Raw genomic sequence first — 22,161 nt, forward strand, 5'->3', positions numbered from 1 at the left:
TATGCACGACCCGGGGGACGGCCCGAGGCGCGGGGGCGCGACAACCCACCGGCCGGAGGGGCCGGGATCGCCGTGCCGAGGCTCCGGGCGGGGCGAGGAGTGACAGTCCGTGCCCCCCGCCCGGAGGGCTTGGCCAGCCCGTACGGCGGGCTACCGTCCGGTGTTCAGCCGGCGTCGGTGCCGCTGTCCGTGCCGGTCAGATGCTCCGGGCGTACGGGCACCCGGGGCAGGTCGAGTCCGGTCGCCTGCCGGATCGCGGCGAGTACCGCGGGGGTGGACGACAGGGTGGGTGCCTCGCCGGCACCCCGCAGGCCGTACGGAGCGTGCTCGTCGGCGAGTTCGAGCACGTCCACCGGGATCGTCGGGGTGTCCAGGATGGTCGGGATCAGATAGTCGGTGAAGGACGGGTTCCGGACCTTCGAGTCCGGGTCCACGACGATCTCCTCCATCACGGCCAGTCCGAGGCCCTGTGTGCTGCCGCCCTGGATCTGTCCGATCACCGCGTCCGGGTTGATCGCCTTGCCGACGTCCTGCGCGCAGGCCAGTTCGACGACCTTGACGAGACCGAGCGCGGTGTCCACCTCGACGACGGCGCGGTGCGCGGCGAAGGAGTACTGCACGTGGCCCTGGCCCTGGCCGGTGACCAGGTCGAAGGCCTCGGTGGGTCGATGCCGCCACTCGCTCTCGAGGTCGATCGTCTCGTCCTCGAGCACGTCCGCGAGCGAGGCCAGCGCCTCGCCCCCGTCCGTGACCACCTTGCCGCCCTCGAGCAGGAGTTCCGCCTGTGCCCAGGCCGGGTGGTACGTCCCGAAGCGGGCGCGACCCAGCTCCAGCACCCGCTCCCGTACCAGCTCGCAGACGTGTTTGACCGCGCCACCGGTCACGTACGTCTGCCGGGAGGCGGAGGTGGAGCCGGCCGAACCGACCTGGGTGTCCGCGGGCTGGATGCTGACCCGGGTGACGCCCAGCTCCGTACGGGCGATCTGGGCCTGGACGGTCACGCCGCCCTGTCCCACCTCGGCCATCGCGGTGTGCACGAGCGCGACCGGCTCGCCACCGATGACCTGGAGCTGGACCCGCGCCGTGGAGTAGTCGTCGAAGCCCTCGGAGAAGCCGACGTTCTTGATGCCGACGGCGTAGCCGACACCGCGCACCACGTCCTCGCCGTGCGTGGTGTTGGAGAGTCCGCCGGGCAGGGCGCGTACGTCCACCGCCGTGCCGGGGGACGCGCCGCCGGTGGGCTCGGCGCTCTCCCACTGCCGCTCCGGCGGCATGGGCATGGCCCGCACCCGGCGCAGGATCTCCGCGACCGGCGCCGGTGCGTCCACCCGCTGCCCGGTGGGCAGCACGCTGCCCTGCGACATGGCGTTGCGCTGTCGGAACTCCACCGGGTCCAGGCCGAGTTCGGCGGCGAGCTTGTCCATCTGCGCCTCGTAGGCGAAGCACGCCTGGACCGCGCCGAAGCCGCGCATGGCGCCGCAGGGTGGGTTGTTGGTGTAGAGCGCGAGCGCCTCGACGCGCACGTCGTCGATGACGTACGGGCCGGCGGCCAGCGAGGCGGCGTTGCCGACGACGGCCGGTGAGGACGAGGCGTAGGCACCGCCGTCCAGCACGATCCGGCAGGTCATGTGGGTGAGCCGGCCGTCCCGGGTGGCGCCGTGCTCGTAGTGCAGCCGGGCGGGGTGCCGGTGCACATGGCCGAAGAAGGACTCGAAGCGGTTGTAGACGATCTTCACCGGGCGGCCGGTGCGCAGCGCCAGCAGACAGGCGTGGATCTGCATGGACAGGTCCTCGCGCCCGCCGAACGCCCCGCCGACACCGGAGAGGGTCATCCGCACCCGGTCCTCGGGCAGTCCCAGTACCGGGGCGATCTGCCGCAGGTCGGCGTGCAGCCACTGGGTGGCGACGTACAGGTCCACGCCGCCGTCCTCGGACGGCACGGCCAGCCCGGACTCCGGGCCGAGGAAAGCCTGGTCCTGCATGCCGACCTCGTAGTCACCGCTGACGATCACGTCCGCCCGGTCCCGCCCGGCCGCCACGTCGCCGCGCACGATGGGCTGGCGGTGCACGATGTTCGGGTGCGGGACGTGCTCCGCGTGGTGGTCGGCGCGGCCGGGATGCAGCAACGGGGCGTCCTGGGCGGTCGCGGACTCCTCGTCGTGGACGACGGGCAGCACGGCGTACTCCACCCGGATCTTGGCGGCGGCCCGGCGCGCGGTCTCCGGGTGGTCGGCCGCGACCAGGGCTACCGGCTCGCCGTGGTGCCGCACCCGGTCGTTCGCCAGGACGGGGGTGTCCTGCATCTCCAGGCCGTAGTGGGTGGTGTCGCTCGGCAGGTCGGCGTGGGTAAGCACGGTGTGCACGCCGGCCTGGCGCAGCGCCTCGGAGACGTCGATCGAGACGATCTCGGCGTGCGCGTGCGGGCTGCGCAGTGTGTAGCCCCAGATCATGTCCTCGTGCCACATGTCCGAGGCGTACGCGAACTCGCCGGTCACCTTGAGGGTGCCGTCCGGGCGCAGGGTCGACTCGCCGATGCCGCCGCGGGTGGCGCTGCCCTGCTCCAAGCTGGTGGGGACCCGGCTCGGGGCGGTCTGCGCACGCGGGGGCGTGCCGGCGGGTGCTGGGCGTGCGGCGCCTTCCGGGGCACGGTTCTCGGTCGTACGGGGTTCGGCGCCACGGGGTTCGGCGTGGGGAGTCACTTCCGCACCTCCCCCGTCGCCGAGGGGTCCTCGCTACGGGCGGCGGCCAGCCGGACCGCGTCGAGGATCTTCTCGTAGCCGGTGCAGCGGCAGAGGTTGCCGGAGAGCGCCTCACGGATGTCGGCGTCCGAGGGCTGCGGGGTGCGTTCGATCAGTTCGTCGGCGGCGACGAGCAGGCCAGGGGTGCAGAAGCCGCACTGCACGGCTCCGGCGTCGATGAACGCCTGCTGTACGGGCGCCAGTTCGGCACCGTCCGGCTGCTCCCCGGGGGCTGGCCGGGCCTGCCAGCGACGGGCCGCGTCCAGCGAGGTGCCCGCCGGCCCGGCTTCCGCCGAGGCGGACTCCCAGGCGGCGCCCGGGGCGGCTCCCCGATCGGCCGCCGCGGTGCCCGCCGCCCGTTGGTTGGCGTAATCGGCGAGGCCCTCGACGGTGACGACCTCGCGGCCTTCCACCTGGCCGGCCGCCACCAGGCAGGCGCAAACCGGCTCGCCGTCCAACCGAACCGTGCAGGAGCCGCATTCGCCCTGCTCACAGGCGTTCTTTGAGCCGGGCAGGCCGAGCCNGGGCGGCTCCCCGATCGGCCGCCGCGGTGCCCGCCGCCCGTTGGTTGGCGTAATCGGCGAGGCCCTCGACGGTGACGACCTCGCGGCCTTCCACCTGGCCGGCCGCCACCAGGCAGGCGCAAACCGGCTCGCCGTCCAACCGAACCGTGCAGGAGCCGCATTCGCCCTGCTCACAGGCGTTCTTTGAGCCGGGCAGGCCGAGCCGCTCGCGCAGCACGTAGAGCAGCGACTCGCCCTCCCAGACGTCGTCCGCCTGCTGCCGGCGGCCGTTGACACGGAAACTCACGCGCACTGTGCGCCTCCTTCGGTGGTACGACCGCCGCGGTAGCTCTCCCAGGTCCAGCCGAGGGTGCGCCGGGCCAGCACGGACACGGCGTGCCGGCGGTAGGCGGCGCTGCCGCGTACGTCGTCGATCGGGTTGCAGGCCGCGCCGGCCAGTTCGGCGAACTGCCTGGCGACGGAGGGAGGCAGGGCGGCGCCGCTGTCCCAGAAGCCGCCGTCCTCGAGCGCGGCGGTCAGGAAGTCCTCGGCGGTCCGCGCCCGTACGGGTGTCGGCGCGGCCGAACCGATTCCGGTACGCACGCTACGGGTGTCCGGGTGCAGCGCGACGCTGAAGGCGCAGACCGCGATGACCATGGCGTTGCGGGTGCCGACCTTGGCGAACTGCTGCGGTCCGGTCGCCCGGCGGACGCGCACGGCCCGGATCAGCTCGTCCGGCGCCAGGGCGTGCCGCTTGACCCCGGTGAAGAACTCCTCCACAGGAATCCGCCGGCTGCCGCGTACGGACTCCGCCTCCACCTCGGCGCCGGCGGCGAGCAGCGCGGGGTGCGAGTCACCGGCCGGCGAGGCGGCGCCGAGGTTGCCGCCGACGCTTCCGCGGTTGCGGATCTGCGGGGAGCCGACGGTGTGCGCGGCCAGCGCCAGAGCCGGCAGTTCGTCCCGCAGGTCCTCGATGACGCGGGTGTACGGGACGGCGGCTCCCAGTCGTACGGTCTCCGGGCCGGTCTCCCAGTCCCGCAGCTCGGCGATGCCGCTCAGGTCGAGCAGGTGATCCGGGCGGCGGTGGTCGAAGTTCAGCTCGACCATCACGTCCGTACCTCCCGCGATGGGCACGGCGCCGGGGTGTTCGGCCTTGGCGGCAAGCGCCTCGTCCCAGCCCGTGGGGCGCAGGAACTCCATCAGTCTCCTCGCGAGGACTCCACCGGCGATACCGATGGGGTGGTCGTGGGCCGCCCCGGTGCGGAGCGGTTCGGTTCTCGTTCGCCTCTCGTTCGCTTCTCGGGTTCGCTGCTCTCCGTCGGTCGCCTGGCTGGCCCTGTCGGCCCGGGCGCCTGCCCCGGCCCAACCATGGACGAGCCGCCCGGTCTTGGCAGGGGACCCAGTAGACCGGGCGGGCCCCGGCACGGTGCAGTCACCGAAACCATGAACCGGTTGACGTCCTCGCCACCCCGTCTTGTAGATTCCCACAATAATGGCCCTCGGGCCCGTACGTGGTTCCCGCCGACGTGGTGCAGCACCCGTGCGGGATCGGGCCGACGTTCGTGGGCACGGGTGGTCGTCCACACACGCACCACTCACTGGCACAGGACGCGACGGAACGGCGGGCGAGGACATGCGGCTGCGCACTTTGTTGGAGACGGGTTCCCTGGGACTGCGGCTGCTCGGCGGTGAGGACGAACTCGACCGGACGGTGCACGGCGTGATGACCACCGACCTGCGCGACCCCAGCCGCTACCTCTCGGGGGGCGAGCTGGTGCTCACCGGCCTGGCGTGGCGGCGTACGGCAGCGGACGCGGAGCCGTTCGTACGCATCCTGGTCGGGGCCCAGGTGGCGGCGCTGGCCGCCGGGGAGGCCGAGCTGGGGGCGGTGCCGGAGGAGTTGGTCGCCGCCTGCCGGAAGCACCGGCTGCCGCTGTTCGCGGTGGAGGAGGACGTCGCCTTCGCGACGATCACCGAGCACGTCGTACGGCAGGTGTCGACCGAACGAGCGGGGGACCTGGCCGCCGTCGTGGACCGGCACCGCCGCCTGGTCTCCGCCGGCCCGGGCGGCGGCGGACCCGAGGCGCTGCTGGACCTGTTGCTCGGCGACCTGGACCTGCGCGCCTGGGTGCTCTCGGCCACCGGCCGCCAGGTGGCCGGGGCGGGCGGTACGGGGACGGGCGAGGCCGAACGAAGAAGCACCGGAGAAGGCCGTCCGGTCAGCACCGAAGCGGCGAAACCGGAAGCGGCGAAGGCGCCCGGCGCCCGCGCGCTGCCCTCCGGGGTCCGGGCGCAGCTCGCTGGCGCGTACCTGTCGGCCGTACGCAACGGACGGCCGGGCCCGTACCGAACGGTCGTGGAACACGTGGCCTACGCCCTGCTGCCCGTCCGGACGGAGGAGGGCGACCCGCGCGAGACGATGCTGTCCGACTGGCTGCTGGCGGTGCGTGCCGACCCGCGTGACTGGCCGGCCCAGCGGCTGGACCTGCTGCGCGGGGTCACGCAGCTGATCGCGGCGGAGCGCGATCGCCGGGACGCGTCCCGTACGGTACGCCGACGGCTGGCCCAGGAGGTGCTGGAGCTGGTGCAGAGCGGGGCGCCCTCCGGGGACGTCGCGGCCCGGCTACGGGTCGCCGCTCCGGTGCTGCTGCCCGAGCTGGGGAACACCCCGCACTGGCAGGTGCTGGTGGCGCGCGTCGAGTGGGGGCCGGACGGCACCGGGCACGGGCGGGCCGCGCAGTCGCTGCTGGAGGAGACGCTGTCCGGCCCGTGGACCGCCGCCGAGCCGGAGGGCGGAGACCGCGCGGCGGTCGCCCACACCGCGCGGGAGGCGGTGGCGCTCGTGCCCCTGCCGGCCACGCGGGACGGCCGTACCAGCGAGGACCACTCCTTCCCTGGATCCGCCTCGGGGTGGTCGGAATCGCCGGCGGACGCTCCTGACGGGGACGCCACCCACACGGGCGCCACCGACACGGACCCGCGGGACGCGACGCACCCAGCCGAGGCGGGCCCGGGCCGTGCGGAGCTGCGCGCGGAACGCCTCTTGGAGGCCGTACGCGTGCCGCTGGAGCGCGGCCTCGCGGGCGACGGACGGCTCACCCTCGGGGTGAGCGCAGCCGTGCACAGCGCGGACGGCCTGCGCGGGGCATTGGAGGAGGCCCGGCACGCCCGTCGGGTTGCAGCGGCTCGTACGGGCACGGTGTGCGCGGCCGGACACGAGGAACTGGCCTCGCACGTGCTGCTGCTGCCGTTCGTCCCGGACGACGTGCGACGGGCCTTCACCGCCCGGCTGCTGGACCCGATCCGGGCGTACGACCATCGGCACGGCGCCGAACTCATCACCACCCTGGAGGAGTTCCTCGCCGCCAACGGCTCCTGGACCAGGTGCGCCTCCCGAATGCACCTGCACGTGAACACGCTGCGCTACCGGGTGGGGCGGATCGAGCAGCTGACCGGGCGTGACCTGTCCCGGCTGGAGGACAAGCTGGACTTCTTCCTGGCGCTGCGTATGAGCTGAGCGGGGCATGGCGTGCGTGGGGCATGCGCTTGGCGCCGCCTTGGCGCGGCTTGCTGCGGGGTTGGTGCGTGCTGACCTCGGCCGTGACCTTCGTACGGACGTATCGTTGGACCACTCGGCTGTGCCGTCCGGCACGGCGGGGAGGAGCGTCACCGTGACCGTCGAACTAGCCGACAGGATGCCCATGACGGAGCCGAGCGAGCTCACCTTGGACGAACTGTTCGAGCGACTGGACCGGATGCCTGTTCCCGAGGGCTACAAGGTCGAGATCGTCGAGGGGTCCGTACACATGTCGCCACAGCGCCGCACGCATTGGAAGGTCATCCGAACGATCCTTCGCCAGCTCGAGGGACACTTCGGCGAGGAAACGGAGATCGACTCCGATGTCCGGATCGACTTTCCCGGTCACCTCAACGGTTTCGCACCGGACCTCGCGAAGATCGCCGACGGCGCGCGACCGGACAGTCGTGACCGATTCGCCCCGCCGGACGTGGAGTTGATCGTCGAGGTCATCTCCCGCCCCACGGCGCCCAACGACTACGGCCCCAAGCTCCGGGCGTACGCCGAGGCCGGTATCCCCGCGTACCTCATCGTCGATCCGTACGTCGGCCGGTGTCTGCTGCACGTCCACCCGAAGGACGGCGGCTTCGCGAGCACGCTCAGCACGGACTTCGGGGAGCCGATCGATTTCGGGGACAGCCTGGACGCGTTCGTGCTCAGCACGGACGGCTTCCCGCGGGAGTCAGCGGAGTGACCACCGGTCGTACGCCCGCGGGTGCGACCGACGTACGAGCACCGGGCGGCCGACGAGCGGCCACCCTCGGCGGCTTGGCAGATGAGGCCACCGAGTAAAACTTTGTGAAGTGCTTCACACCTTCTCTTGGCGACGCGCCCGTGTTCGTGCTGAGATTCGTGCACATCCAGCTCAACGGCGCGCTTGGGGAGGGCACTGTGGCGGAGAGCGCCATGCCAGGGCCGGCACGAAGGAGTTCCCACCAGGGACCCTCGGACACGTTCAACGGGGCGACCCCGTCCGAACAGGCTGTGTGGCGCCTGCGCTCCCGTGGCTGCTGGGCGGACGCCGCCGCCCTGCTCGAACCGCGCGCTGACGCGGACTCCACCGCGGCCATCCAGCGGGCGGCGCTGCTGGTGGAGCGCTGTGTGTTCACCGCCGACGGCTGGGCGGAGGCGGAGGACGCGCTGCGCGCGGCGGAGGCGACGGCGAGCGACGACGACGAGCGCGGGGCGGCAGCTTGTGAGCGCGGCCATCTCGCGTACGCGTCCACCGTGTTGGGCAAGCGGGACCGGGCCGACGAGGCGCGCTCCGCGCTGGGTCGGGCCGCCGCGCTGCTGGCTCCGACGGCCGAGGGCCGTCCGCTGCTGGACTTCCGGCGCGGGCTGATCGCCGAGCATCTGGGCGGGAATCCACCGGCCGCGAAGGCGGCGTACCGGCGGGCGCACGCGGGCGCCACCGCCCATGGCGACACGCTGCTGTGCTCCTCCACCTGGCGGCATTTGGCCGGACTGGCGCTACGGGACGGCGAGTTGGCCGAGGCCCGACACGGCTTCGCGGAGTCGCTGCATCTGCGCGAGCGGCTCGGCTTCCTGGTGGGGATGGCCCCGGCGCTGGCGGCGCTGGCCGACGTGCAGCCGGACGAGGAGGCCGGCCGGCTGCGGGACGAGGCCAAGCGCCTGTTCCGGCTGCTCGGCGGCGTGCCGACCTGGCTGGAGGCGCAGCTGGCGGGGGCGTGACGGGGCAGTCGTGCGGAAGCGGTCGTACGGGAGCTGGGCGCGGGCCACCACGGCCGCACGAGGCGCACGAGGGCCGGCCGGCGCGGCCGAGGGAGCGGAGCACCACCTCCGGGGACGGTACGACGGCGGGATCATCCGTACGACAGTCCCGGCGCGCGGGTCACCCCGCGAGGCCACCCCCGAGGCGGCCGGAGGAACCGGCGCCAACACGCCCCGACCAGCGGCGGTGCCGACAAGGCATCCCGGCGCACCGTCGGATAAGGTAAGCCTTGCCTGCAAGCCCTCTCCTCCCCGGTGGTCCGTCCCATGCTCCAGTCCGCTGCTGTAGCCTCCCCCGCGGCGCCTGAGCGACGGCCCCCGCCCAGGGAGGCCGGGGACACCCCGCTCTCCCCCGCGTACGCGCGGTTGGCAGCGGTCTTCCCGACGCTGCGGGTGCACGAGAGCGACACGCCGCACACCGGGGACGGTTGGGTCACCGCGGCCGAGTTGGCTCGAGGCGGAGCCGCGTTGGAGGAGTTCCTGGCCTGGGACCGCGCGCAGTTGCTCCGGGACCACGACCGCCCGGCTCGACCCGACGTGGTGGCCAGTTTCGGTCTCCACCGGTACGCCTGGCCGGCCTGTCTGCTGGTCACCCTCCCCTGGTTCCTGTACCGCAGGGTCCCGTCGATCCCCGTGGACGCGGTCTCCTACCAGCGGCGGCTCGGTCAACTCTCCGTGCGCGTGGACGAGTTCGCCTGCCTGCCCGGTGATCCTGCCGCCGGCGACCCGCGCGCCCGTATCGTCCCGGACGAGGAAGCGCTGCGGGTCGCCGTACGGACCGCCATCGCCACGCACCTCGAGCCCGTCCTGCACGCCTTTCGCCCGCTGATACGGCGCGGAGCGCGGGCCCTGTGGGGGATGGCCACCGACGAGATCACCGAAGGGCTCTGGTATATGGGCCATCTGCTCGGCGCGGAGGAGCGCGCGCGGGCCGAGGTCGGCCGGTTGCTTCCGGGGAGCACTCCGCCGTACGTCCAGGGGGCGGGCTTCCGCACCCTGACGCCCCGGACGGGCGAGCCGCTGACCACCCGGGATCGGGCGAGTTGCTGCCTCTACTACACCCTGCGCCCCGAGGACACCTGCGTGACCTGTCCCCGCACGAGCGACGCCGAGCGGATCGAGCGCCTGACCGACCCGGGCTGAACCGTTCGACGCAAAACGGTCGGCACGCGCCCGGGCACCGCCCGTTGGCGTGCCCTCTGTCCCAAACCCCCGGTATCGGCGGGGGGTTGCCCCCAGGATGCTCGGCGACAACGACGCCGGGGCGAGGGACGAGTCGATGACGTGGACGGATGTACCGATGACCTGGGTGCTGCCGTGCGCCGTGCTCTTCGTCGGGATGCTGGCGGCGGTGGCGCTGCTGGCACGCGGTCGGCGGGCGGCGGCGGAGCAGCACGTGGAAGACGGGACGGCGGCCGACTCGTGGGAGCGGCTGGAGGAGCGCCGCCGCCGCAAGGAGACGGTTTACGCCACCGCCTCGTACCTGCTGCTGTTCTGCTGCGCGGCGGTCGCGGCGGCGCTCTCCTTCCACGGCCTGGTCGGCTTCGGGCGGCAGAACCTCAACCTCTCAGGGGGTTGGGAGTACTTGGTGCCGTTCGGTTTGGACGGCGCGGCGATGTTCTCGGCGGTGATCGCGGTCCGGGAGGCCAGCCACGGTGACGCCTCGCTGGGCTCCCGGCTGCTGGTGTGGTCGTTCGCCGCGGCCGCCGCCTGGTTCAACTGGGTGCACGCGCCGCGCGGCGCGGAGCACGCCGGGGCACCGCAGTTCTTCGCCGGGATGTCGCTGTCCGCGGCGATCCTCTTCGACCGGGCGTTGAAGCAGACCCGTCGCGCCGCGCTGCGCGAACGTGGCCTGGTGCCCCGACCGTTGCCGCAGATCCGGTTCGTACGCTGGCTCCGAGCACCGCGTGAGACGTACCGCGCCTGGTCGCTGATGCTGCTGGAGGGCGTACGCACGCTGGACGAGGCCGTGGACGCCGTGCGCGAGGAACGTCGCCGCGCGGCCCAGGAGCGGCAACGCCGGCGGGAGCACGGCAAGCTGGAGCGGGCACGGGTGAAGGCGCTCAACCGCCAGCACCGGCAGCAGCGGTCGTGGCGCCGGGGCCCGGCCGGGTCGCCGACGACCGACGTGGAGGTCTCCGCCGGCCCCGCGCAGCAGACCGGCGCTCCGGCGGAGAGTCCACTAGGCGCCGCCCTGCCACCCGGAGCGGAGTCGGAGCTCCCACGTCCGGCGCTGCAGGCCGTGACGGACGGCGGAACCGAGCGTCGTACGGACCCGGCGGAGGGACGTACGCGAGCGAGCGCGGGCGCGGAACCCACCAGCCAGGCCAGCCCGCGACTCGACTCGCTGGAGGAGAAACTCGCGGAGATCGAGCGGCAGTTCAGCTGAGTCGGCCACCAGCCGGTCTGCATCGAGCCCTCGCGCCACTCGCCTCGAGCGGGACGGCGCGGGGGCTCTCGTGTGCCCCGCGCCACTCCCGTGGTCACCGAGAGCGGTCGCCGGAAGAGCACGGCTCGCACATTCGATATTGACAATCATTTTCATTTACTGAATGCTCTCAGAGCGCGCACGCCAGCGCCCGAACCGTGGGGCACACCGCGGAACACCGACCCCGGCCGACGCCGGCGCCGTGCGTATCCGTGTCCGGACGGAGCGACCCACCCCGGCGGGACGGCCGGGGTCCGAACCCGACGGGCGACAAGGACGATCCGACTGATGGGCGATCACATGCACGACCACATAGCGGAGGTGGTGAAGCAACCGGCTCTGGTCACTGTGCGGCCGGAGCTGATATGTCTCCGGTTCGAGATCCTGAAGGTGCCCTCCGCGCTGGGGGCGGTTCGCCGGCTGCTGGATTCCGGCACCGTCCGGGCCGGAGACACCCTCGTCGACAGCTCGAGCGGGATCTACGCCCTCGCCTTGGCGCTCGCCTGTCATCGCTACGACATGCGTTGCCACATCGTGGGCTCCACGACCGTGGACCCCACCCTCCGCGTGCAGTTGGAAGCGCTGGGGGCCACGCTGGAACAGGTCGACCCGTCCCGCAGCCTGCGACTGGACCAGGGCGAGCGGGTCCGACGGATCACCCGACTCATCGAGCGCAACCCCTCGTACCACTGGATGCGGCAATACCACGACGACATCCACTACCTGGGATACCGCGAGGTCGCCGAGACGATCGCCCGGGAGATCCCCACGGGTCCGCTCAGCCTCACCGGCGGGGTCGGCACCGGGGCGTCGACCGGCGCCATCGCCACCCGGCTGCGGGAACAGGGGCGGGACGTCCGCCTCGTCGGTGTGCAGCCTTTCGGCAGCGTCACCTTCGGCGCGGAGCACATCACCGATCCGGACATGATCATCGCCGGCATCGGAAGCGCCATCGAGTTCCGCAACGTCCGACACCGGCTCTACGACCAGCTGCACTGGCTCGACTTCGAGCACGCCATGGCCGGCGCCGTCGGTCTGCTCCGGGACAGCGGCGTGTTCGCCGGCCTGTCCTCCGGCGCCAGCTACCTCGCGGCGCGCTGGGAGCAGGAACGGGACCACGCACGGACCCACCTGTTCGTCGCCGCCGACACGGGCCACCGCTACGTGGAGCAGGTCTACGCGCGCCACGCCGAGGCCCTCGACATCGACACCCTCAAGCCGCACGAGGTCACCGGCCCCCGCGAGTTGAGCGCCCCCTGGTCAACCGCGCCGTGGCGATAGCCACACCCGCTCGGAGCGGCGACGCGCCGGGCCACGCCCGCACCGATGTCTGAACGAGAGAGCACATGTCACCCTCACCACCGAGCACGGTGGCCGAGCTGACCGAGGCGGTACTCGCCGGTCAGCACGGCCCCGCGCCGTCAACCATGACAGTCACCAGCGCGTTCTGGCTCCACCACACCACCCGTCTGACCGGCGGGGACGTCACCTACCGCAACCACTACCTGCTGCTGCGGACCGGTGCCGCGTTCGGCGCCTCCGCGTTCGAGCCGGGTGAGCTGGCCCCCGACTGCTGCGCGACGACCTCGGGGCGCAGCCTCGCGGGCCTGCTTCACCACCCCAGCACGCCGGTCCGGATCGCGGCCCTGGACGCCTACCTCACGCGGGTACGGCCGCACGCCGGGGCGGGTGCCGAAGCGGTCACCCTGCCCGGCGGCGTACCGGAGGAGCGGGCTCAGGCCCGGGACACCGCCGTCGCGGAGCTGTTGGACATCCCCGAGGGTGCCCGGGTGGCGCTGATCGGCGTGGTCAACCCGCTCGTCGCGGCGATACGACTGCGCGGCGGGATCCCGCTGCCCTGCGATCTGAACCTGCGCTCCACCCAGTGGAACGACCCGGTCTCCGAGGACATGACCACCGTCCTCCCACACGCCGACGTGGTGGTGGCCACCGGCATGACGCTCAGCAACGGCACCTTCGACCGGCTTCTCGAACACTGTCGGTCGCACGGCACACCACTGATCGGATATGCCCAGACCGGCGCTGCCGTCGTACGGGCGTTCCTGGCCGCCGGCGTCACCGCGCTGTCCGCGGAACCGTTTCCCTTCTCGCAGTGCAGCGCGGACTCCACGGCCCTGTACCGCTACCGCTCCCCCGCCACCGGGTGCGTGACCGTCCAGGGGGCACCGTGAGCGCCGAGGTCCACAACTCCACGGCGGCGGAGCGAGGTACGGCGGATCCCCGGCCACCCGGTGACCGGCGGATGGTCCGCAACCTGTGGCCGATACTGCTGGCGTCCGCCGTCAGCCTGCTCCCGTTCACCGTGTTCAGCACGTACCTGGTGCCCATGGCAGAGGAGGCCGGCGGCGATGTCGCCAGCCTCGGCAGCCTGCGTGGCCTGGGCGGAATCGCGGCCCTGTTGGTGGGTACGGCGCTGGCGCCGCTACTCGACCGGGTGCGCAGGGAGCGGGCGAGTGCCGGCGCCCTGCTGCTGCTCGGCGGGGCGGCCGCGCTGGGCGCGAGCGGGGACCTCCTGTTGCTCGCCGTCTTCTGCCTGCTGGTCGGCGCCGCCACTTCCGTACTGAACCCGGCCCTGACCGCCGCGGCGGCCGACCGGTTCGATACGGACGTCGCCGCCGCCCGCGCCGCGACGCTGGTCACAGCGACCCAGTCGATGACGGCGATGCTCGCCGCGCCGGTCGTGGCGCTGCCCGCACTGCTGTGGGGCTGGGCCGGCGACCTGCTCGCGGTAGCGGTCCTGTCGGTGCTGCTGGCGGCGTTCCTCGTAAGAGGAACCAGCGGCGGCGGGAGCCGGTCCGATGATGAAAGTGACAACGTCGAGCCGCCCACCGAGGCAGGTCCGGCCTCCAGGACCGGCTACCTGGCGTCCTACCGGAAGCTCGCCGCCACGCCCGGTGTACCGCCGTTGCTGCTCATCGCCTGCCTGCGCACCGCCGTGTTCATGGGCTACCTCGCCTACCTCGCGGCGTACTACGACGAACGCTTCCAACTGACCCCCGGCCTCTTCGCGTTCGTGTGGACCCTCAGCGGGGCCTCGTTCTTCGTGAGCAACCTGCTCACCGGACGGTTCACCAACTCCGCCACCGCGCGGGTCTCCACCGAGTGGGTACTCATCCTCGCGCTGGCGCTCGCGCTGGTTTCCGTCGTCGGGTTCTTCCTCACCTCGTGGTTGCCCCTGGCCCTGCTGCTCACCTCGCTGCACGCGGCCAGTCACGCGACGGTGGCCGCCTGTGTGGTCAGTCTGCTGGTCCGGCGCTGTGCGGGACAGCGCGGTTCGGCGCTGAGCGTCAACGCCGCGGGCATGAGCTTCGGGGTCTTCCTCGGTACGACGCTCGGCGGAGCCGGTCTCGCGTTGGCGGGCTACGCGGGCACCGCGGTGGTCTTCGGCTCCCTGATCCTCCTCGCGTCAGTGGCCGCCTTCCTGGTGGCCGGCGGCTCGGGACGGGGCACCACCGGCTCCGTGACCTCCGAGGAGTCGAAGAACGAGCCGGCCGCGGGCCAGACCGACACGAACACCGGCGGTGACGCCCGCGCACGGCGGGACGGCCCGTTCACCTCCCGGGTGCGGCTGGGCGCCCTCTGCGTCCCGCTCGCCCTCCTGCTGCTCGGCTCAGTGCTGTTGGCGATCGGCCTCGGGCCCGCCGTAGTGGCACCGGACGAGACGGCCCGCCATCTGTGGGCCGCGTTGAGCGGCGGGCACATAGCGGCGGACGAGGTCACGGCCTACCAGATCATCTGGCAGATACGTACCCCACGGGTGCTGCTGGCGGCGGTGGTCGGCGCCGGGCTCAGCGCGGTCGGGGTGGTCATTCAGGCGTTGGTACGCAACGCGCTCGCCGACCCGTTCGTACTGGGTGTCTCCTCCGGCGGCTCGGTAGGCGCCGTCACGATCACGGTGACCGGGGGACTTGCCGCGTTCGGCGTGCACGCGGTGTCCCTGGGCGCGTTCCTCGGCGCGCTGGCGACGGCGACGCTGGTGTACGCCGTTTCCGTGGGACCCGCCGGACCGGGTGGCGGACTCTCGCCGTTGCGGCTCGTACTGAGCGGAGTGGCGATCTCGCTGGGACTCCAGGCGCTGCTCAGCGTGATCATCTACTTCGCTCCGGGCGCCGAGGCGACGAGTCTGATCCTCTATTGGACGATGGGCGGCTTCGGCAAGGCCACCTGGGGCACGCTGCCCTTGGTCACCGTATTCGTCCTGCTCGGTGTGCTGGTCTTCCGTCGGTACGCCCGCACTCTGGACGTCATCTCCCTCGGTGACGAGGCCGCGGCCAGCCTGGGGATCGACCCGGACCGGCAGCGCAAACAGTTGCTGGTGCTCGTGTCGCTGGTAACCGGCGCGATGGTGGCGGTCAGTGGAGCGATCGGCTTCGTCGGGCTCGTACTGCCACACGTGGTGCGCATGGCGGTCGGCGCCACCCACGCACGTGTGCTCGCTGTGGCTCCGCTGGCCGGGGCAGTGTTCATGGTCTGGGCGGATCTGGTGTCCCGGACCCTGGTGGCCCCACGGGAACTCCCGCTCGGCGCGATCACCGCGCTCGTCGGAGTGCCCGTCTTCGTCGCTCTCCTGCGCCGCAGGGCCTATCTGTTCGGAGGACGCTGATGAACCTGACACTTGACGATCTGTCCGTCCGACGAGGTGGCGCGGCACTGCTGCGTGAACTCTCCCTGCGGGTACCCGATGGCCAGGTCGTAGGACTGGTGGGACCGAACGGAAGCGGCAAGTCCACCGCGCTCCGGTGCGTGTACCGAGCACTGCGCCCGAACGCCGGCACGGTGTGGCTGGACGACGAGGAACTGCCCCGGATGAGTGCCCGGCACGCCGCCCAGCACGTCGCCGCCATGACCCAGGACGCCGATCTCGACCTGGACTTCACGGTCACCGAGATGCTCGCCCTGGGTCGCACGCCGCACCTGCGCGGCGGTCGGACACCAGGCCGCGCGGAACGGGAGCTGTGCGAGCGGGTGATGGACCAGGTCGGCATCCGCGAACTGGCCCACCGTGGCGTCGTCACGCTGTCCGGCGGCGAACGACAGCGCGTACTGCTGGCGCGTGCCCTCGTGCAGGAGCCGAGGGTCCTGATCCTCGACGAGCCGACGAACCACCTCGACCTCCGTCACCAGACGGAGCTGCTCTCGCTGCTGCGCCGGCAGGAGGTCAGCGTCCTCGTGGTCCTGCACGACCTCAACCTCGCCGCTGCGGCCTGCGACCGCCTCGGCGTACTCGCCGCGGGTCGGCTGGTGGCCGCCGGCACTCCGGAGGACGTCCTGAGCGCGGAGCTGGTTCGGGAGGTCTTCGGAGTGCGCGCCAGCGTGGTGCCGCATCCGCTGAACGGCTGCCCACAACTGTTGTTCGATCTCGACCATCCCGCTACGCGATGACCCAAGGCCCCCTGGAAACCCAAAGCATCCGGCACTCCGGAGAACTCGGAAAGGCGGTGCCGTCCCCCATGTCGGCGACCCCACCCACCCACCGTCACTCGCGCCGGATCGGCGTGCCACTCGTGCTGTGCTCGCTGCTGCTCACCGGCTGCGGTGCACAGACCGACCCGTCGGACGAGAGCGGTCGGAAGGCCACCGTGCGCAGATGCGGTGAGCCCGTGGAGTACACGCTCCCCCAGCGCGCCGTCGCCTACGAGGGCGGGAGCGCCGACAAGCTGTTCGCGCTGGGGCTCACCGACCACGTACACGGGTACGTCATGCCACCCGCCAACCCGCCAGTGAGCGAGTCCCCTTGGGCGGAGGAGTACGCCAAGGTGCGGAATCTCGGTGACGACCTGCTCAACAAGGAAGTCGTCATGGAGGCCAAGGCCGATCTGGTGGTCGCCGGCTGGAACTCCGGTTTCAGCGACCAGCGCGGCATCACTCCCGAGATCCTGGACAAGCTCGGCATCCAGAGCTTCATGCACAGTGAGAGCTGCTTCAACTATCCCGAACACCCGGAGACGGTCGACCCGTTCGAAGGGCTGTACACCGACCTGAAGCGGCTCGGACAGATATTCCGGGTCCCCGAACGGGCCGAGAAGGTGGTACGACGCATGCAGCAACGGGTGGCGAAGGTCAAGGAGAAGGCGCCCCGAAGCGACCGGACGCCCGTCTTCCTGTACGACTCCGGCAGCGACCAGCCCTTCACCGCGGGAAACCAGGTGCCGCCGAACGACATCATCAAGGCCGCCGGCGGTCAGAACATCTTCCGGGGCCTCAACCAACGCTGGACGCAGGTGAACTGGGAATCCGTCACCCGGGCCGCCCCCGAGGTCATCATCATCCTCGACTACGGCGACAAACCGGCCAAGGAGAAGATCGAGTTCCTGAAGAACTCCCCCAAGACCCGTGGGTTGCCGGCCGTACGCAAGGAGAACTTCTTCGTGCTCGACTACAACGAGGGAATCAGCGGCCCGCGCAACATCGACGGCCTGGAGAAGTTCGCCACCTACCTGCGGAAGCTCTCCCGCTGACGGCGTGACGCTCCGGGCCGCGCCACCCCGCCACCACCGGCCTCCGGCACCGGCGTCCTCATCGCGCGCGGTGTTCGTCACCCTTCCCAGACCGCGGCGGCCGTACGGTCCGCGCCGTACACGTCCCGCGGACGGGGCTGCACCTCGGCCAGGAAGGCGGCCAGTTCCGGCGGGCCGGCCGTGTCGGACCAGCGGGCGGCCAGGCGTTCGGCGAAGTGCGCTGCCTCCCGTAGCGGTTCGGCCAGGCCCGCGCTCGCAAGCAACAGCGTGTCGCCCGGGCGGGCCGTCGAGGCGCGGAACAGGAAGGGCTGCGGGCGGGCCGGCTCGGTCCGGAACGGTTCCGGCGGCGGCTGCTCCGGCGTCGCCGGGGCGGGAAAGCCCAGGTGCATCGTGGCGCGCGGGTCCGCGCCGGGCTCGGTGGCGGCGTACGGCGCGGCGCCGGCCGAGTCCGCCGGTGCTTCGGCGTGCTGCCGCGCTCCGGCTGGCCCGGGGGCTGCCGGGGCGCCCGTCGTACCAGCCGTGCTCGGCGGATGCTCCGCGCTCTCGGGACGCTGCGCCACGCTCGGCTCAATGTCCTGCCATACGCCCTCGCGCAGCCGGAAGAGGCCGCCCCCGCCGATCCCGAAGAACACCCTGCTCGGGCAGTCCGGATCCGCCGGCAGCAGCAGGCAGCGGAGGGCGGGAGCCGGCTCCGCCTCATCGGTCGGCGGACCGCTTTCCGAGGAGAGGCAGAGCCTGCCGTAGCTCCGGTCGGTGAGTCGCTGTAGGCCGGACTTCAGCGCGGTCCGCCGACCGGCCGCGATGTCCTCGGCCAGCCGTGTGTGGCTGCGGCCCACCGTCTCGGCGATCGAGTGGCACGCGTCCCGTGCCGCCGCGCCCGCCACGGCCGCGGGTCCGGCCCCGGTCGCCATGGCGACCAGCAGCAGGGCGTCCCCGCCCTGGCCGAACCGTGCGGTGAACAGCGCGTCCCGACGCGGCTCGCCCAGCTCCCTGGCCGTGTCGCCGCGCAACGAGGTGGCTCGCAGGGCGAGTCGGCCATGTCGGGCGCCGTCCAGCACCGTGTCCGGGACCAGTTCGGCGAGCTGTTCGGGGTGTGCGGCGGGCGGCTCGGCGGGTTCGGGGCGCCGGGCGGGTGGTGTCGGCGGCTCGGTCGCGGACCGCTCTTCAGCGGGCTCCGGGCCGGTGGCGGCGGCCGGGGAGGGAGCCGGCTGCTGCGGGGACTGGTCCGCTTGCGGGCTCAGGCCCGGTTCCGCCGCCCGCGTCGTCGGGGCTGGTTCGGGCGCGGCGTTTGCGTCGGGCGCGGGCTCCGACGCGCTGGGCTCCGCTACCGGCTCGGGCTCCGGTACGTGCTGCGACACCTGCGTCGTATGCGCGGCCGCGGGGGCTACCGGCCACTGGGCCGCCGGCGCGGGAGCGGCGGCCTCCGGCGCCGGATCCGTGGAAGGCCGTTCCGGAGCCGCCGGTTCGTCCGTCGCGGGCGGCTCCGGATACGTCGGGCCCAGGTGCCAGGGGTCGAGCGAATCGGTCGCGGGCCACCCTGGGACGTCGTCCGAACGCGGTGGCTCCCCCGCCCGTTCCGGCTCGTCCCGTGCCTCCGGCTCCCTTCGCCCCTCCGGCTGGTCCGGCCCCTCCGGCTGGTCTGTGCTCCGCGAGCCGTTCGGTTCGGCCAACCCCGCGGGTTCCTCGGACCGGGTTACGTCCGAGGGAGCCCCGTCCCGTCGCTCGGCCGTCGGGCCGCTGGTCCGACCGGCCCGCGATCCCACCGTGCGCGTCACCGAGGCGAAGCGGTCATCCAGCGTGTCCCCGCCCTCGGCGCCGCCGGTGTCCCGGGTGTCGGCTTCGTACAACTGCCGCCACCAGTCGTCCTGTTGCTCGGTACGCGGACCACGCCGCTCCCCCTCGTCACTCATATCGTCATTCTCCCCGACCACGCGCGCCCGGACGCCATCACCACACGATTCCCGGCCACCGGCGACGTGCCCGCACCCGCCCGTGGGGACGGTCCACTTCCCGGCAGCCGGCGGGGACTCAGCGGGCGAGGAGCGTGCCCGCGGAGTCCAGCGCGCCCTCCAGGCTGAGCAGTCGGCGCTTCCGGTCGAGGCCGCCCGCGTATCCGGTGAGCGAGCCGTTCGCCCCGACCACACGGTGGCAGGGGTGCACGACGGCCAGCGGATTGGCGCCCACGGCGCCGCCCACCGCCCGCACGGCCCGTGGGTCGAGGCCCGCCATGGCGGCGAGTCGGCCGTACGTGACGGTGCTGCCGTACGGGATCTCGTCCAGCGCCGCCCAGACCGCCTCCCGGAAGGGAGAGCCACCGGTGGCGAACCTCAGGTCGAACTCCTTGAGGTCCCCGGCGAAGTAGGCGTCGAACTGGTCGACCGCGGCGCCGAAGGCGGTGTCGTCCCGCCGCCAGTGCCCGCCGACGGTGGCGCCGCCCTTCTGCTCGGGCATGGACACCGATGCGAGGGTGCCCGGTTCGGGCCCGGACAGCAGCAGTTCGCCGAGCGGGCTGGGGTGCGTGGTGTACAACATCATGTCTCCTTGGTGCCGTGTGGTCATGAGCCGCGGGTGGCAGAGGCGAACGGGCCGGGGGCGGCGGCGCGCCAGAGGTGGTGGAGGGCGTACGAGCGCCAGGGCCGCCAGCGTTCGGCGTCGGTCGCCCCGCCGGGGTCCCGGACAGGAGGCGCTCCCCGCACGGCGGCCCCACCGACGGCGCCCGCGACGGCGGCCAGGCCGTGGCGTACGCCGGCGTCGCCGGGCAGGAAGACGTCGGGGTCACCGAGGGCACGCATCCGCACGTAGCCGGCGGTCCACGGTCCGATGCCGGGCAACGCGAGCAGGCTCCGTTCGCACTCCGCCCGCTCCGCCCCCGGTTCGAGGACGACGGTCCCGTCAGCGAGCGCGGCACAGACGGCGCGCAGGGTGTCCTTACGGGCGCGGGGCATGCCCAGTTCCTCGAGTGGCGCGCCGGCGAGCGTCTCGGCTCGCGGGAAGAGGTGGGTGAGCGCGCCGTCCGGAGCGGGCAGCGGCTTGCCGTAGCCGGCCACCAGCCGCCCGGTCAGGCCACGTGCCGCGGCGACGCTGACCTGCTGCCCCAGCACCGCGCGTACGGCCAGTTCGTGCGGGTCGGCGGCACCGGGCGAGCGGATGCCGGGCGCGGCGGTGACCAGCGGCCCGAGCAGCGGATCGGCGCCGAGTCGTTCGGCGATGGCGTACGGATCGGCGTCCAGGTCGAGGAGTTGCCGCAGCCGCGCAACCGCCGCCGTAAGGTCGCGCAGATCGGCCAGCCGCAGTCGCGCCGCCAGCCAGCGATGGTCGCCGCCACCGCCCGCGTGCTCGTCCACCTCGGCGACGCCGACGCCGTAGTCGAGCGTCAGCGTCCGGCGGTAGACCCGGCCCGATCCGCCGTGCCGTACCTCCTCGATGCCCGGGACGGCACGGCGCTCCAGGAAGTCGAAGAGCGCGGCGGCGTCGAGCGGGCCACGGTAGGCGAGGCGCAGCGGCACGCCGGCGCAGGGGGTCCCAGCGGGGGCGGCGGAGGGCGGGCTGGCGGAGGCTGTGTTCGCGGTATCCGGGGCGACCGTGGCCTTCCCCACGGAGCCGATGCCGCCGCGACGTGCCGCGCGCAGTCCGCTGGGGGTCGCGGCGTAGATCTCCCGAACGGTGTCGTTGAACTGTCGTACGCTCGCGAACCCGGCGGCGAAGGCGATGTCGGTGACCGGCAGTGACGTGGTCTGCAACAGCAGCCGCGCGGTGTGCGCGCGTTGCGCGCGGGCCAGGGCGACGGGGCCGGCGCCCAGCTCGGCGGTCAGCTGCCGCTGGAGCTGACGGGCGCTGTAGCCGAGGCGAAGCGCGAGGCCGGAGACGCCCTCGCGGTCCACCACACCGTCCGCGATCATGCGCATGGCCCGGCCGACCACGTCGGCGCGTACGTCCCACTCGGGCGAGCCCGGGACGGCGTCGGGGCGACAGCGGCGGCAGGCACGGAAGCCCGCTCGCTGGGCCGCGGCGGCGGTGGGATGGAAGCGTACGTTGTCCCGCTTGGGCGTCATGGCCGGGCAGCTCGGCCGGCAGTAGATGCCGGTGCTCATCACGCCGAGGAAGAACACGCCGTCGAACCGCGCGTCGCGGCTGCGTACCGCCTCGTACCTGCTCTCTTCCGTCATCACGAGGTCCAGTCTGCGCCTCCCGTAAGGCCCGGGCTAGCGGAAATCGGACGGCACGGTACGGCGGAACACGGCGGCGGGCGGCCGCTTCCGTGGGTACGGCGGGCGGGGCCGGCCGCCGTACCGGAGCAGGTCAGCCGGGCGGGTGATTCGCACCGGCGGCCTCGGCCCGGCACCCCGCCGGCGCGCGGGACGGTGCGGTGTGCTGGGTCGGACAGCGGGACGCCGCGAGGCAGCGGCCCGCCCCGCAGCAATCGACCCCCCTGGGAGAAGTGATCGTCATGGCCGAGTGCGAGGTCTGCCAGAACGACTACGCGATGTCCTTCGAGGTCCGTACGGCGGGCGAGGTGCACGTCTTCGACAGCTTCGAGTGCGCCGCGCACAAGCTGGCGCCGATCTGCGAACACTGCCAGTGCCGCATCCTCGGCCACGGCCTGGAGAGTCAGGGCCACTTCTACTGCTGCGCGCACTGCGCGCGGATGCAGGGCCGCGCCGAACTCGTCGACCACGCCTGACCGTTCGCCTACGAGCAGGACCCG

17 protein-coding genes and 2 pseudogenes are annotated in these 22,161 nt (G+C 72.8%); 12 read left to right on the plus strand and 7 right to left on the minus strand.

Annotation, left to right across the window (positions count from 1 at the left end; all coding sequences use genetic code 11):
• Positions 1–164 precede the first annotated feature (164 nt).
• The 4 genes and pseudogenes from pucD to AN216_RS08985 form a co-directional block, all read right to left on the minus strand.
• A complete protein-coding gene (gene pucD, locus AN216_RS08970; protein ID WP_070196138.1) occupies positions 165–2,564 on the minus strand; it encodes a xanthine dehydrogenase subunit D in 2,400 nt (799 codons plus the stop codon).
• A 131-nt stretch (positions 2,565–2,695) separates the two neighbouring features.
• Positions 2,696–3,316, minus strand: a complete 621-nt coding sequence (locus tag AN216_RS08975; protein WP_070196139.1) for a (2Fe-2S)-binding protein — start codon at positions 3,314–3,316, stop codon at positions 2,696–2,698.
• Positions 3,282–3,554 (minus strand): annotated as a pseudogene (locus AN216_RS08980) ((2Fe-2S)-binding protein); the annotation flags it as partial. The pseudogene AN216_RS08980 and the gene AN216_RS08975, both read right to left, overlap by 35 nt.
• Positions 3,545–4,441 (minus strand): FAD binding domain-containing protein, encoded by an 897-nt coding sequence (locus tag AN216_RS08985; protein ID WP_070196057.1) that lies wholly within the window; start codon positions 4,439–4,441, stop codon positions 3,545–3,547. The gene AN216_RS08985 and the pseudogene AN216_RS08980, both read right to left, overlap by 10 nt.
• A gap of 433 nt (positions 4,442–4,874) precedes the next feature.
• On the opposite strand from AN216_RS08985, the gene AN216_RS08990 reads away from it, so the two are divergent.
• The 11 genes and pseudogenes from AN216_RS08990 to AN216_RS09040 all read left to right on the plus strand — a co-directional run bounded on the left by AN216_RS08990 (position 4,875) and on the right by AN216_RS09040 (position 17,456).
• Positions 4,875–6,758, plus strand: coding sequence for a PucR family transcriptional regulator ligand-binding domain-containing protein (locus AN216_RS08990; RefSeq protein ID WP_070196058.1), 1,884 nt, complete (start codon positions 4,875–4,877; stop codon positions 6,756–6,758).
• Between the two features lie 154 nt (positions 6,759–6,912).
• On the plus strand, positions 6,913–7,512 hold the full coding sequence (locus AN216_RS08995; protein ID WP_070196059.1) for a Uma2 family endonuclease: 600 nt from the start codon (positions 6,913–6,915) through the stop codon (positions 7,510–7,512).
• A 212-nt stretch (positions 7,513–7,724) separates the two neighbouring features.
• On the plus strand, positions 7,725–8,510 hold the full coding sequence (locus AN216_RS09000) for a hypothetical protein (RefSeq protein WP_079166410.1): 786 nt from the start codon (positions 7,725–7,727) through the stop codon (positions 8,508–8,510).
• Between the two features lie 306 nt (positions 8,511–8,816).
• Positions 8,817–9,692: a (2Fe-2S)-binding protein gene (locus tag AN216_RS09005; RefSeq protein ID WP_079166396.1), complete on the plus strand. Its 876-nt coding sequence runs from the start codon at positions 8,817–8,819 to the stop codon at positions 9,690–9,692.
• Positions 9,693–9,828: 136 nt separating this feature from the next.
• Positions 9,829–10,938: a DUF2637 domain-containing protein gene (locus AN216_RS09010; protein WP_070196141.1), complete on the plus strand. Its 1,110-nt coding sequence runs from the start codon at positions 9,829–9,831 to the stop codon at positions 10,936–10,938.
• A gap of 339 nt (positions 10,939–11,277) precedes the next feature.
• The gene (locus tag AN216_RS09015) at positions 11,278–12,258 is read left to right on the plus strand and encodes a pyridoxal-phosphate dependent enzyme (protein WP_070196142.1); all 981 of its coding nucleotides are present in this window, start codon (positions 11,278–11,280) and stop codon (positions 12,256–12,258) included.
• A gap of 65 nt (positions 12,259–12,323) precedes the next feature.
• The gene (locus AN216_RS09020; RefSeq protein WP_070196061.1) at positions 12,324–13,169 is read left to right on the plus strand and encodes a Rossmann-like domain-containing protein; all 846 of its coding nucleotides are present in this window, start codon (positions 12,324–12,326) and stop codon (positions 13,167–13,169) included.
• 71 nt (positions 13,170–13,240) lie between these two features.
• Positions 13,241–14,062 (plus strand): annotated as a pseudogene (locus AN216_RS28075) (MFS transporter); the annotation flags it as partial.
• Between the two features lie 498 nt (positions 14,063–14,560).
• Entirely contained in the window at positions 14,561–15,601 is a 1,041-nt protein-coding gene (locus AN216_RS28080; RefSeq protein WP_212732689.1) for a FecCD family ABC transporter permease, read from the plus strand.
• Positions 15,601–16,380, plus strand: coding sequence for an ABC transporter ATP-binding protein (locus AN216_RS09035; protein WP_070196062.1), 780 nt, complete (start codon positions 15,601–15,603; stop codon positions 16,378–16,380). Before AN216_RS28080 ends, AN216_RS09035 begins: the two co-directional genes overlap by 1 nt.
• 68 nt (positions 16,381–16,448) lie before the next feature.
• A complete protein-coding gene (locus tag AN216_RS09040; protein WP_070196063.1) occupies positions 16,449–17,456 on the plus strand; it encodes an ABC transporter substrate-binding protein in 1,008 nt (335 codons plus the stop codon).
• Between the two features lie 77 nt (positions 17,457–17,533).
• On the opposite strand, the gene AN216_RS09045 is transcribed toward AN216_RS09040, so the two are convergent.
• From AN216_RS09045 to AN216_RS09055, 3 genes are all read right to left on the minus strand, one after another.
• The gene (locus AN216_RS09045; protein ID WP_070196064.1) at positions 17,534–19,366 is read right to left on the minus strand and encodes a protein phosphatase 2C domain-containing protein; all 1,833 of its coding nucleotides are present in this window, start codon (positions 19,364–19,366) and stop codon (positions 17,534–17,536) included.
• 118 nt (positions 19,367–19,484) lie between these two features.
• Positions 19,485–19,991: a methylated-DNA--[protein]-cysteine S-methyltransferase gene (locus tag AN216_RS09050; protein ID WP_107401926.1), complete on the minus strand. Its 507-nt coding sequence runs from the start codon at positions 19,989–19,991 to the stop codon at positions 19,485–19,487.
• 20 nt (positions 19,992–20,011) lie between these two features.
• Positions 20,012–21,622, minus strand: a complete 1,611-nt coding sequence (locus AN216_RS09055; RefSeq protein WP_070196066.1) for a DNA-3-methyladenine glycosylase 2 family protein — start codon at positions 21,620–21,622, stop codon at positions 20,012–20,014.
• A 281-nt stretch (positions 21,623–21,903) separates the two neighbouring features.
• Here AN216_RS09055 and AN216_RS09060 point away from each other — a divergent pair, with 281 nt between their 5' ends.
• Positions 21,904–22,137 carry a hypothetical protein gene (locus AN216_RS09060; protein WP_070196144.1) on the plus strand — a complete coding sequence of 78 codons (234 nt, stop codon included), beginning with the start codon at positions 21,904–21,906 and terminating at the stop codon, positions 22,135–22,137.
• The last annotated feature ends 24 nt before the right edge of the window (positions 22,138–22,161 follow it).

This window comes from Streptomyces oceani (assembly GCF_001751245.1).
In the GTDB taxonomy this organism is placed as follows: domain Bacteria; phylum Actinomycetota; class Actinomycetes; order Streptomycetales; family Streptomycetaceae; genus Streptomyces; species Streptomyces oceani.

Bases quoted from the DNA above. Each gene is read 5' to 3' on its own strand.
- AN216_RS08985 (WP_070196057.1), bottom strand. From the start codon at position 4,441: ATGGAGTTCCTGCGCCCCACGGGCTGGGACGAGGCGCTTGCCGCCAAG.
- AN216_RS08990 (WP_070196058.1), top strand. From the start codon at position 4,875: ATGCGGCTGCGCACTTTGTTGGAGACGGGTTCCCTGGGACTGCGGCTG.
- AN216_RS09000 (WP_079166410.1), top strand. From the start codon at position 7,725: ATGCCAGGGCCGGCACGAAGGAGTTCCCACCAGGGACCCTCGGACACG.
- AN216_RS09005 (WP_079166396.1), top strand. From the start codon at position 8,817: ATGCTCCAGTCCGCTGCTGTAGCCTCCCCCGCGGCGCCTGAGCGACGG.
- AN216_RS09010 (WP_070196141.1), top strand. From the start codon at position 9,829: ATGACGTGGACGGATGTACCGATGACCTGGGTGCTGCCGTGCGCCGTG.
- AN216_RS09015 (WP_070196142.1), top strand. From the start codon at position 11,278: ATGCACGACCACATAGCGGAGGTGGTGAAGCAACCGGCTCTGGTCACT.
- AN216_RS09020 (WP_070196061.1), top strand. From the start codon at position 12,324: ATGTCACCCTCACCACCGAGCACGGTGGCCGAGCTGACCGAGGCGGTA.
- AN216_RS09035 (WP_070196062.1), top strand. From the start codon at position 15,601: ATGAACCTGACACTTGACGATCTGTCCGTCCGACGAGGTGGCGCGGCA.
- AN216_RS09040 (WP_070196063.1), top strand. From the start codon at position 16,449: ATGTCGGCGACCCCACCCACCCACCGTCACTCGCGCCGGATCGGCGTG.
- AN216_RS09045 (WP_070196064.1), bottom strand. From the start codon at position 19,366: ATGAGTGACGAGGGGGAGCGGCGTGGTCCGCGTACCGAGCAACAGGAC.
- AN216_RS09050 (WP_107401926.1), bottom strand. From the start codon at position 19,991: ATGATGTTGTACACCACGCACCCCAGCCCGCTCGGCGAACTGCTGCTG.
- AN216_RS09055 (WP_070196066.1), bottom strand. From the start codon at position 21,622: ATGACGGAAGAGAGCAGGTACGAGGCGGTACGCAGCCGCGACGCGCGG.
- AN216_RS09060 (WP_070196144.1), top strand. From the start codon at position 21,904: ATGGCCGAGTGCGAGGTCTGCCAGAACGACTACGCGATGTCCTTCGAG.